We start from the raw sequence: 10,597 nt of genomic DNA on the forward strand, positions 1-10,597 counted from the left end.
CCTGCCCTGAGCCGCCATCGTCCGGATGGCGGCACGAAGCGAAAGGGGTCAGATCGAGAGATCAGTTACCACCTTGCTCTTCTTCCTCTTCAACCAAGGGATCGTCGGCCTGTCCTTGGTCCATAGCGTCCTGCTGACCATCGAGCTCGTCCTCATCGGGGACCGGCTCTTGCTCGGCTTCAGGCAGCGGCTCCTGCTCGGGAGCTGCGTCACCCATACCTTCAGGGCTGTCCTCGGCCCCTGTGATCGGCTCTGCCGAACCGTCGCCAGCAGCCGTATCGGTCTGATCGATGCCCGGATCGGCCGTGGTGTCCTGCATCGGGGAAGTCTGCTCTTCCGTGACCGGACGCTCTTCCTCGACAGGCGGCACGTCATCGTCATTGCCGCAACCAGCAAGAGACAGCGTTCCTAGCGCCAGAGCCACTGCCGAGGCCAAGGCGGTCATCTGCCTGGCAGGTTTGCTTGCACGCGTTCTATGGCTCATCTGGGTTCCTCTCCCTGATTGATTCATTCTCTTCCTGATAGCAGCACAGGTCGTGCCACTCTTCCTGATATTTCTTATAATATATAAAAAACAATTACTTATAGAGAGATTCGGCGAAATGAGGTGATCTAAAATCGGCAAGAAAGGTGGCTCAAACTGACACATGGGCAGCTTTGCCACAGCCCAAACCCGGCTGACCACGACAAACAGGGAGACGTCGCGACGTCTCCCTGTTTTTCTTGGGTATCCGGAATAGCTGGTTGATCTCCCCAAATCAGCAGGTTGGGGCGAGAGGTAAGCTGGGAGACTGGGCCTGGCCCCGCCTCCCCGGCTGACGATGGTGTTATGGGCAGACGGCTAGGCGTATCTCAGCCTCGGCGACCGCGTCTTCGGGCGCGCGTCCGGCGAGCACGGCCAGAATGTTGTCCGCAGCCCGGTGTTCTATGGCGCGTCGGGCACTGTGTACAGCCGAACCCAAATGGGGAGTGAACAGGGTGTTTTCGGCCAGCAACAAAGCGTCCGGAATTTTTCGCAAACGCTCCAGATAAGCCCAATCTTCGCAACTGAACACGTCGGCGGCGTAGCCCCCCAGGCGGCCTTCCGCTAGCACGTCGGCTACCGCCAATTCATCCACCACAGAGCCGCGTCCCACATTGATCAGCAGTTGGCCCGGCTTACAGGCACGCAAGTGCGCGGCATCCAGAAGGTGCCAGGTTTCTTCGGACAACGGCAACAAAGAAAACACAAAGTCCGCTTGCGCCAGCGCGTCCTGAAGCGAGCAATTCACCACCCCCGGTAAGCTGGCGTGAGTGTCCACACCCAGTATTCGGGCGCACCCAAACCCCTGCAAGCGCTCCACCAGGGCGCTGCCCAAACGGCCAAGCCCCAGTACGGCGACGGTGGAATTGTGCAATCCGTAGCCGTAAAAGTGCGGACGCCAACCACGGTAATTGCCTTGCCGGACAAAGGCATCACCTGCGCGCACATGACGGGCGAGACCCAGCGCCAGCGCCACGGCCAGTTCAGCCGTGGGGGCGGTGAGCAGGTCCGGCACAATGCTGAGCCACACCCCGGCTTGGGCGCAGGCCTCGGCATCGTAGTTGTCGTAGCCTTTCAGCGCGCAGGCGATGATTTTTAACCGCGGTGCGTTGGTCAGTAATTCGGTGTCCACTCGGTCCGTCATAAAACCCATGATGGCGGTAGCGTCGGCGGCGCGGCGGCACACTTCAGCGTAGGGCCAGGGTTCCAGATCGGGGTTCATGTCCACCTCGGCTACGGCAGCCAATCGGTGGTATACATCCTCGTGTACCGGGTGGGTGATCAAAATCTTGTCTGTCATAGTTATCGAAGCCTTTTTCGCAAAGCGGCACCTATGCCGTCTACCACAACAACGCAGGCCAGAATTGCCAGCAATATGGCCGATACTTCGGCGTAGTTAATCAGGCGCAGAGCGGCCATTAATTCAAAACCGATACCACCGGCACCGACGATGCCCAACACCGCCGAGGCACGGAAGTGATATTCCCAGCGGTAGATGGTGATGTCCGCCAATTGCGGTAGCACTTGGGGCATTACCGAGTGGGTAATCACCTGCATGCGGCTAGCCCCGGCGGCACTGGCCGCCTCCAGGGGTTTGGGGTCTACATGCTCTATGGCTTCGGCGTAGAACTTGCCCACCATGCCCACCGAGTGCAGCGCCAGAGCCAGCACACCGGGCAATGCGCCAAAACCCACCGCAGCCACGAACAGTATGCCCAATATGATTTCGGGTACGGAGCGCAGCGCCGCCAACAGCGTTCGTGCACTGTGGTACACCCAGGGGTTGGGCGAGGTGTTCGCCGCCGCCAGCAATGCCAGTGGCAGTGACAACAGCACCGCCAGCACCGTGCCCGCAATGGACATGGCTAAAGTATCCAATAGCGGTTTAAGCCAGTGCTGCCAACGGCTAAAGTTGGGTGGCACCATTTCCGAAGCCAGCTGTGCGATGGCCGGGCCGCCCTCAATGAAGCGCGCCGGGTCAAAAAAGCCGGTGATTGCGAGAGCCGCCAGACATACCGCCAAAATCACGGCCACCAAACGTGCCTTGCGCACCGCTTGGGTCCGGGCTTGGCCCAGGAGGTGGTCGTAGGATGGTGTTGCCACCGAGCTCATTACATTTCTCCCAGGTTTATGTTCAGAATGCGGGCGGTATCACGCAGCACGTCATAGGCCGAATCGTCGGTGGCGGCAAAGCCTTCAACCCGAAACGCCGCCAGTACTTCGGGGCTCGACATGTTCAAAAACGCATCGCGAATGGACTGCTTCAGCGCCGGAGCCAAGTCGCCCTGCATGACAATGGGATAGTTGGGAATCGGTGCAGTTAGCTCCAGCTCTACCAATTTGCTGGCGTCCACCGTACCGCGAGCCACCAACATATCGTAGATGGGTTTGGACAGAGCGCCGGCCGGAATCTGCCCCGCCTGAACCGCCCGGGCTACCGCATCGTGAGTCCCCAGGTGTACCGGTCGATAGTCTTTATCGCCATCCAGTCCGACTTGGTTGAACAGGTGTGCTCTCGGAACCAAATGACTGGAAGTGGACGCTTGGTCACCATAACCAAAAGACTGACCGCGTACATCCGCCAAAGATTTCACCGGGCCGGCGGCGTTGGCGATGATGACGGAGTGGTAGGTGGGAGTACCGTCTTCAACGCCTACAGCGAACGGCTCCAGACCGGGCGCGAGGGACTTGGCTAACACATAGGACAAGGGGCCAAAGTAAGCCACTTCAATACGGCCGAAACGCATGGCTTCAATCATGGAGGAGTAATCCGTGGTGACCACAATTTCGATGCGTTTGCCCAGGGTTTTTTCCAAATATTGTTTTAGTGGCTGAGCGTTTTGAATCAGAGTGGAGGCGTTTTCATCGGGAAGCAGGGCGACACGCAGGCGAGAAGGGTCTTTCCCTTCGGCAAATGCCGGTGTGCAAACCAGGGTCAATAAGCTTAAGCAGGCAACAAATAGCCAATGCAGTTTCATAATAATCTCCGAGAGTAATTTACAGGGCTGAAGGAAGTGGAGCATCGCGGAATGGCTCATTCCGCAAGGCCTGTTGAGGTTGTTCTTGCGTGGATTTGGCTTTGTCCGGTCGTTGATAAAGTCCATGGGCGGCGGCCTCGGTGAGCGCGCCGGGCAGGCCGTCGAATACCACGGCACCGCTACGCAGACCGACAATGCGGTCGGCAAAACGCCGGGCGAAATTCACTTGGTGCAAACTGACGATAGCGGTCAGTCCATCGCTCTTACAGATGCTGTGAATCAGGGTCAGCAGTTGCTCCGCCGTGGCGGGGTCGAGACTGGCCACAGGTTCGTCGGCCAGCAAAATGGAAGGCTGCTGAATCAGCGCCCGGGCCACACCAACACGCTGCTGTTGCCCGCCGGACAATTGGTCGGCCCGCTGCAGGGCATAGTCCAACAGACCCACACGATCAATGGCCGCCAGCGCCATGCGCTTCTCATCTTTGGACCAGGGCAACAGGGTGCGCCAGCTGTTGTGGTAGCCAATACGCCCAAGCAACACATTGTCCAAAACGGACAGCCGCCCAATCAGGTGATGTTGCTGAAAAATCATGCCCGTTTGGCGGCGGTGGGCTCGCCGTGCTTCGGCCGTAGCGATATCCCCACAAGCCGAAGACAGGACTTTGCCTTGTGAAGGCTTTACGAGCCCGTTCAAACAACGCAGCAACGTGGACTTACCGGCACCGGAAGCGCCCAATAGAACCACAAACTCGCCTTGCGCAAAGGCCAGGGAGTTGGGCTGTAACGCTTGATGACCGTTGCTGTAGGTCACACTCAATTGTTCGGTTTGAAGTTGTGCCGGTTGGCTCGGGGATGCAGTATCCCGGGCGGCGGCCTCGGTGTTGGTGCTCGACATAATCTTGGCTCCTCTCCAGGGGTTGGAGCCGACAGTATGCCGAGCCTTGATGACGTGCCTATTAATTAAATCGACATATTTACCGCTTAGGGTATAGGTGGAGTCTATAGTCTCGCGGAGTGAGTAATGACAAATTCATCCAGCGCCGAACTTCGAGCCTTCGAAGCGGTTGCCCGCTGTGGCAGCCTGTCCGCCGCCGCCCGCTTTTTGGGATTGCGCCAGCCTACGGTTTCCGCCCACTTGAGCCGCCTGGAAACCCGCTACGGTGTGGAGTTATTGCACCGCACGCCGCGCGGTGCCGAGCTGACGGACTTTGGCAAACTGCTGCACGAAACCACCAGCCGCCTTTATCAGACCGAACAGCAAGCCATGTTGCTACTGCTCAGTGCCCGTTGCCAGTATCAGGGCCATTTGAAAGTCGGGGCCATAGGGCCCTACAACGTGACGCCGATGATCAAACGATTCCGCGAGCAGTACCCGCAGGTGCGAGTGTCTGTCTGCATGGGCGATTCGCGCCTGATCACCCGACGCGTCCTGGATCAGGAAGATGATGTGGGTGTGGTGTTGCATCACGTGGATGACCCCAATGTGTGGTGTATGCCGTTCAAGCGGCAACTGTTGGTCGTGTTCGCCGCCGTGGGCCATCCGCTGGCCCGTAAAAGTTCATTGACTCTGCATGACCTGCAGGATCAGGAATTTGTGATGCGCGAAGATGGTTCACGCACGCGCACCGTGTTCGAGCTCGGCCTGGCCGCCGCGGGGGTGAGAGTGCGCACATCCGTGGAGATGGGCAGCCGGGAAGCCGTTCGCGAAGCTGTGGCTCAGGGCTTGGGGTTGGGCGTCGTCGCGCAAACGGCTTTTACGCCCAGTAAGCGATTGGTGGCCTTACCCGTGGCAGGGTTGGAGCTCTATACACACGCGCACGTCATCTGTCTCAAGGACCGGGCAGAAGCCTCATTAATCAGTAAGTTTTTGGCCGTGGCGGAGGCGTCACGAGTTGGAGGGTGAAGGTGCCCCATCAACCATTAAATCCGTATACCCTTTTTCTTGCCGAAGCGAGAGGGTGGGATTTATTCCGGTGTGACACCCCGCAGTCGCTCACTACGCCGACGCAGCAGCTCCAGCGTCGTCAGCAGCAGCATGGAGAGCAGTACCAGCAGCGTGGCGACGGCAAGAATGGTCGGGCTGATCTGCTCGCGGATGCCGGACCACATCTGTATCGGCATGGTGCGCTGCTCGGGACCGGAAATGAACAGCACCACCACCACCTCATCGAAGGAGGTGATGAAGGCGAATAGAGCGCCGGATACGACCCCGGGGGTGACCAGCGGCAGCACGACCTTGAAGAAGGTTCGCGTCGGGTTGGCACCCAGGCTATGGGCTGCCTTGATCAAGGTCGTATCGAAGCTCGACAGCGTTGCCGTCACGGTGATCACGACGAAGGGTATCCCGAGCGCGGTATGCGCCAGAATCACGCCGAGATAGGTCTGGGCCAAATTGACCTTGGAGAAGAAGAAGAACATGGCGGCAGCGGAGATGATCAGCGGTACGATCATCGGCGAGATCAGCAGCGCCATGATGACACTGCGAGCCGGCATGTGGCGGCTCGAAAGCCCCAGTGCCGCGACGGTGCCCAGAATGGTGGCCAGGATCGTCGAGGCGATGCCGATGATGAAGCTGTTCTTGATCGCGTGCAGCCAGGCTCGTGAGGTGAAGAAATCCTGGTACCAGCGCAGCGAATAGCCCGCTGGGTCGAGGGAGAGCATCTCCTGGGAGAAGGTGAAGTAAGGTTGCGCATTGAAGGACAGCGGGATGATGATCAGCAGCGGCCCCACCAGGAACAGGAAAATGAGCGCGCAGATTCCGAGGAATACGTAGTGCCAGATGCGCTCGCCGCGGGTGGCATAGGAAGGTATGGCCATCGTTTACCCCAGCTTGACCTTGTCGACGCCGATCAGGCGATTGAATACCAGGTAGAACACCACCACCACGAACAGCAGGATCGAAGCGATTGCTGCAGCCAGACCCCAGTTGAGAGAGGTCTGCATGTGGTAGGCGATATAGTTGGTGATGAAGCGTCCCGACTGGCCACCGACCAGTGCCGGGGTGATGTAGTAGCCGATCGAAAGGATGAACACCAGGATCCCCCCGGCAGCAATGCCCGGAATGGTGAGCGGGAAGTAGACGCGCCGGAAGCACAGGAATGGTCGGCCGCCCAGGGAACGCGCCGCACGCATGTAGCTCGGTGGGATGGTCTTCATCACCGAGTACAGCGGCAGGATCATGAACGGCAGCAGGATGTGGGTCATGGCAATGATGGTGCCGGTCTTGTTGTGGATCATCTGCCAGCGTGCATCGTCGGCGATCACCCCGATGGCCACCATCAAGTCGTTGAATACCCCCTGCGACTGCAGAATGGCGATCCAGGTCGTCGTGCGTACCAGCAGCGACGTCCAGAACGGCAGCAGCACCAGGATCATCAGCAGATTGGAATAGCGCAGCGGCAGGCTGGCCAGCAGGAAGGCCACCGGATAGCCGAGCAGCAGCGTCATGCCGGTGATGACCAGGCTCATCCACAGCGTGCGCCAGAACAGCGTGACGTGCAGGCGCTGGGATTCGGGTGCGCGGACGATTTCGCCATCGGGAGTGAGCTGACGGTCCACCGCCGCCAGGTAGTAGCTGATCGTCAGCGGTGAGGCCTCACGCTGTATCAGCTTCCAGGTATCGATCTCGCCCCAGTTGGCATTGAGCTCGATCAGCCCTTCACGGTAGGGCGGTTCGATCGTGCCAAGGCCGCGGGCGGTACGGGTAATGGCCGAGCGCATGCCCGACTTCTCGTAGTTCAGGCGGCTCGACAGCAGCCCCAGGTTGCGTGCCTGCTGTCCTTCGCGCAGATCCTCGGCCAGCGCCGCGAATACCTCCTCCGCGGGCAATGACTCTCTGTCCCAGCCCTCCAGGGCCTCGACGGTGCGCGACAGGTGGGTCGACACTTCGGGATTGTCGACGCTGCGCCACAGCATTTCGAAGATGGGCATGACGAAGGCAACGACGAGAAACAGCAGCAGCGGCGATACCAGCAGGAAAGCCTTGATCTTCGAGCGCCTCACGGCGCGGCGCAGGCTGACCTTGAGCGGCACGCCATCGGCAGTGGTCAATGGGGATGCAGGAGAATCGGACACTCTGGCCCTCCGGAAGGCAACATGACAACGAAGGCGGCGGATAGCGCCGCCCGGCCAGCAGCCGGGCGGCGATCACACCTTACTGAGCCAGCCAGGCGTCGAAACGCTGATTCAGCTCGTCGCTGTAGTCGGCCCAGAACTCATCGTCCTTCTGGAGCGCGGTGGCGAAGTTGGGCGGGAATGTCGGCATGTGCGGCATCATGTCGATACCCGTTTCCGCATGCACGGAGACCTTATCCGAAGAGGAGTAGCGGGCCGGGCCATAGGAGATGTACTGAGCCTGGTCGGCCAGCCGCTGGGTGTCGGTGGCGAAGTGGAGATAGTCGCGCACCTTGTCGAGCTTGCCGGTCGGTACCACCCAGCCATCCAGCTCGAAGACCTGGGCGTCCCAGATGATCTCGAAGGGCTGGTTCTCGCTCACCATGGCATCGAAGATACGACCGTTGTAGGCCGAGGCGAAGGCGACCTCACGGTCTGCCAGAAGCTGCGGTGGCTGCGAGCCCTCCTCCCACCAGATGACGTGGTCCTTGATGGTGTCGAGCTTGGCGAAGGCACGCTGAATGCCCTCTTCCGTCTCGAGCATGTCGTAGACGTCATCGCGGTCGACGCCGTCGGCGATCAGGGCCCACTCCATGTTGTTGATCGGCCGCCGCATCAGAGCACGCTGGCCGGGATAGTTCTCCAGGTCGAACACGTCCTCGATGGTGCTCGGTTGCTGGTCCTCGGGGAACATCGAGCTATTGAAGGCAACGATGTTGGAGTAGACGATCGATGCCACGAAGCATTCGCCCAGCGCGCCATCGACGAAGTCTTCACTGGCAGGCGTCCCGTCGGGTGCCGGCGCCAGCAGTTCATCGTGATCGAGCGGCTCGATCAAACCCTCGGCACAGGCGATCATGGCATCCGCCGGCAGCATGTCGACCAGATCCCAGGTGACGTTGCCCGCCTGGGACTGGGCGCGCAGGCCGGCCAGGGCGTTGGCGCTGCGGTCGATGTTGACGATATTGTCGCCGGTCTTCTCCATCCAGGGCTCGTGATAGGCCCGCTCCTGGCTCATGCTGTAGGCCCCGCCCCAGGAGACGATGTTGAGCGTCTGCTGAGCCTGGGCAACGCTCGCCAGCCCCATGACCGAGGCGCCGGCCACGGCACATACCATCAGCTTGAGTACCGGTTTCCCTGCTTGTTGAGTGTTACGTTTCATCGTCCACCTTCCTCTTTCTTCTTGTTGAACTGCCATGGGTTCGACGTAGGTCAGGCATCCAGCGCCCGACAGTCGCCGCTGGACCAGCCGATATCGACCGACTGCCCCGGCCTCAGCGAGGCATAGCTCTTTGCATTGGGCGTCTTGAGAATGAACTCTTCGTTACCGCATACACTGACCCGCGTGCGCAGGTGGTCGCCGAGATAGATCACCTCTCTCACCTCGGCGCGAAAGCGGTTGTCGAAAGACGTTTCTGTCCCACTCGCTATGATATCGACACGCTCGGGGCGCAGCGAAAGCGTAGTGCGCGCCCCTATGCCACCAGCGGCAACGGGCTTGGCCAGTACCGTTTCCCCGCTGTCGAGACGCACCTGGCACTTGTCGCCGATCATTTCCGTCACTTCGCCGTAGAGCCGGTTGTTTTCACCGATGAAGTTGGCAACGAAAGCGTTCTCGGGGGCTTCGTAGAGGGTTTCGGGGGCTGCCAGCTGCTGCACGACGCCATCGTTGAACACGGCGATGCGGTCGGACATGGTCAAGGCTTCGGTCTGGTCGTGGGTCACGTAGATCATGCTGACCCCCAGCTCGGCATGGATGCGCTTGATCTCGTACTGCATCTCCTCGCGCAGGTTCTTGTCCAGTGCGCCCAGTGGCTCGTCCATCAGCACCAGCTCGGGCTCGAAGACCAGCGCCCGGGCCAGTGCCACCCGCTGCTGCTGCCCGCCCGAGAGCTGCGCCGGCCGCCGGTCACCGAAATTCTCCAGGCGCACCATGGCCAACGCCCGCGCTACCTTGCGCTTGATTTCCGCCTTGGAGAGACGACGAACCTCGAGCGGGAAGGCGAGATTTTCGGCAACCGACATATGGGGGAAGAGTGCATAGTTCTGAAACACCATGCCGATGCCCCGCTTGTGCGGCGGCAGGTCGTTGATGGACTCGCCCTTGAGCAGGATCTGACCATGGGTGGGAGTCTCGAAGCCCGCCATCATCATCAGGCAGGTGGTCTTGCCCGAGCCGGAAGGCCCCAGCAGGGTGACGAATTCGCCCTTGTGTATGTCGAGGTCGAACCCCTTCACCACCAGCTCGACACCGTCGTAGCTCTTCTGAACATTGATGAAACGCACAAAGTGCGCTTCCGCTGCATGACTGGCTTCTCTTGCGCTGTCATTGCGCCCTTGCTGCAAACTTTCGTTCATTCAGGGTTCTCACTCGCAACCAGATCCTGCAAAGCAATATGGCTTCGCTCACGCAAGCTGGCTGGTTCTTTATCGTTGTAGCCTCCTACCCTATGCGCTACTCGCTATCCACCGCAATCCCAGCTGTGTCCAAAAAGCGTTGAAGCAAAGGCGGGACAGGCGAGACCTTATCGATTACGCGCCGTTACTCAATAAAACCCGATGATTACGCTCTGTTTTTCTGCTCAATCCTAATTAAAATGAGGACATGCGACCGCCTCGGCAGGCAAAGTCATTTTCGTGTATAGTTCCTGTCCACAATTAATGCCGCTACGAGTATGGTTCGATAGCGCTGTCAGGCAGGCATGGCTCGCCAAGGATGCCAGACTTGAGGCGCTACGATGTCGTCTTGCACGCCTCGACATACCCTCTCGACTGCGTCTACAACAAGGCATACAAAGCAAGGTCATGATTTTTATTGACCCTACCATCCAGAGGGCCTTACGCCCTCTTGTTAGCCGCCGGGAGCTATGGTGATTTCTGGTGTATGGGAGGAGGTAGGAAGGGTGGCGTATCCTGTTGATTGATCACGACCAAGATCTCAATCAACATGAGTGGATACGCCATGACCGATTCTACCCTCCGG

At 59.5% G+C, this 10,597-nt stretch carries 10 protein-coding genes; 1 reads left to right on the forward strand and 9 read right to left on the reverse strand.

Annotated elements, in window-relative coordinates; all coding sequences use genetic code 11:
• Positions 1-61: 61 nt before the first annotated feature.
• The 5 genes from HOP58_RS18990 to phnC all read right to left on the reverse strand — a co-directional run bounded on the left by HOP58_RS18990 (position 62) and on the right by phnC (position 4,396).
• Positions 62-484: a hypothetical protein gene (locus tag HOP58_RS18990; RefSeq protein WP_234261205.1), complete on the reverse strand. Its 423-nt coding sequence runs from the start codon at positions 482-484 to the stop codon at positions 62-64.
• A 343-nt stretch (positions 485-827) separates the two neighbouring features.
• Positions 828-1,823 carry an NAD(P)-dependent oxidoreductase gene (locus HOP58_RS18995; RefSeq protein ID WP_086511882.1) on the reverse strand — a complete coding sequence of 332 codons (996 nt, stop codon included), beginning with the start codon at positions 1,821-1,823 and terminating at the stop codon, positions 828-830.
• A gap of 2 nt (positions 1,824-1,825) precedes the next feature.
• On the reverse strand, positions 1,826-2,626 hold the full coding sequence (gene phnE, locus HOP58_RS19000; RefSeq protein ID WP_227408134.1) for a phosphonate ABC transporter, permease protein PhnE: 801 nt from the start codon (positions 2,624-2,626) through the stop codon (positions 1,826-1,828).
• Positions 2,627-2,634: 8 nt separating this feature from the next.
• On the reverse strand, positions 2,635-3,501 hold the full coding sequence (gene phnD, locus HOP58_RS19005) for a phosphate/phosphite/phosphonate ABC transporter substrate-binding protein (protein ID WP_086511898.1): 867 nt from the start codon (positions 3,499-3,501) through the stop codon (positions 2,635-2,637).
• A gap of 19 nt (positions 3,502-3,520) precedes the next feature.
• Positions 3,521-4,396, reverse strand: a complete 876-nt coding sequence (gene phnC, locus HOP58_RS19010) for a phosphonate ABC transporter ATP-binding protein (protein WP_086511884.1) — start codon at positions 4,394-4,396, stop codon at positions 3,521-3,523.
• A 126-nt stretch (positions 4,397-4,522) separates the two neighbouring features.
• Between phnC and HOP58_RS19015 the strand changes: the two genes are divergently transcribed.
• Positions 4,523-5,404 (forward strand): LysR substrate-binding domain-containing protein, encoded by an 882-nt coding sequence (locus tag HOP58_RS19015; protein WP_086511885.1) that lies wholly within the window; start codon positions 4,523-4,525, stop codon positions 5,402-5,404.
• Between the two features lie 62 nt (positions 5,405-5,466).
• Here HOP58_RS19015 and HOP58_RS19020 read toward each other — a convergent pair whose 3' ends face one another.
• The 4 genes from HOP58_RS19020 to HOP58_RS19035 all read right to left on the reverse strand — a co-directional run bounded on the left by HOP58_RS19020 (position 5,467) and on the right by HOP58_RS19035 (position 9,972).
• Entirely contained in the window at positions 5,467-6,318 is an 852-nt protein-coding gene (locus tag HOP58_RS19020; protein WP_234261206.1) for an ABC transporter permease, read from the reverse strand.
• A gap of 3 nt (positions 6,319-6,321) precedes the next feature.
• Entirely contained in the window at positions 6,322-7,575 is a 1,254-nt protein-coding gene (locus HOP58_RS19025; protein ID WP_234261207.1) for an ABC transporter permease, read from the reverse strand.
• A 79-nt stretch (positions 7,576-7,654) separates the two neighbouring features.
• Complete coding sequence (locus HOP58_RS19030; RefSeq protein WP_234261208.1) at positions 7,655-8,776, reverse strand: extracellular solute-binding protein; 1,122 nt, start codon at positions 8,774-8,776, stop codon at positions 7,655-7,657.
• Between the two features lie 50 nt (positions 8,777-8,826).
• Positions 8,827-9,972, reverse strand: a complete 1,146-nt coding sequence (locus HOP58_RS19035; RefSeq protein WP_234261209.1) for an ABC transporter ATP-binding protein — start codon at positions 9,970-9,972, stop codon at positions 8,827-8,829.
• Positions 9,973-10,597: the final 625 nt, after the last annotated feature.

Origin of the sequence: Halomonas sp. MCCC 1A11062, from assembly GCF_021404355.1 — a bacterium.
GTDB lineage: Bacteria > Pseudomonadota > Gammaproteobacteria > Pseudomonadales > Halomonadaceae > Halomonas > Halomonas aerodenitrificans.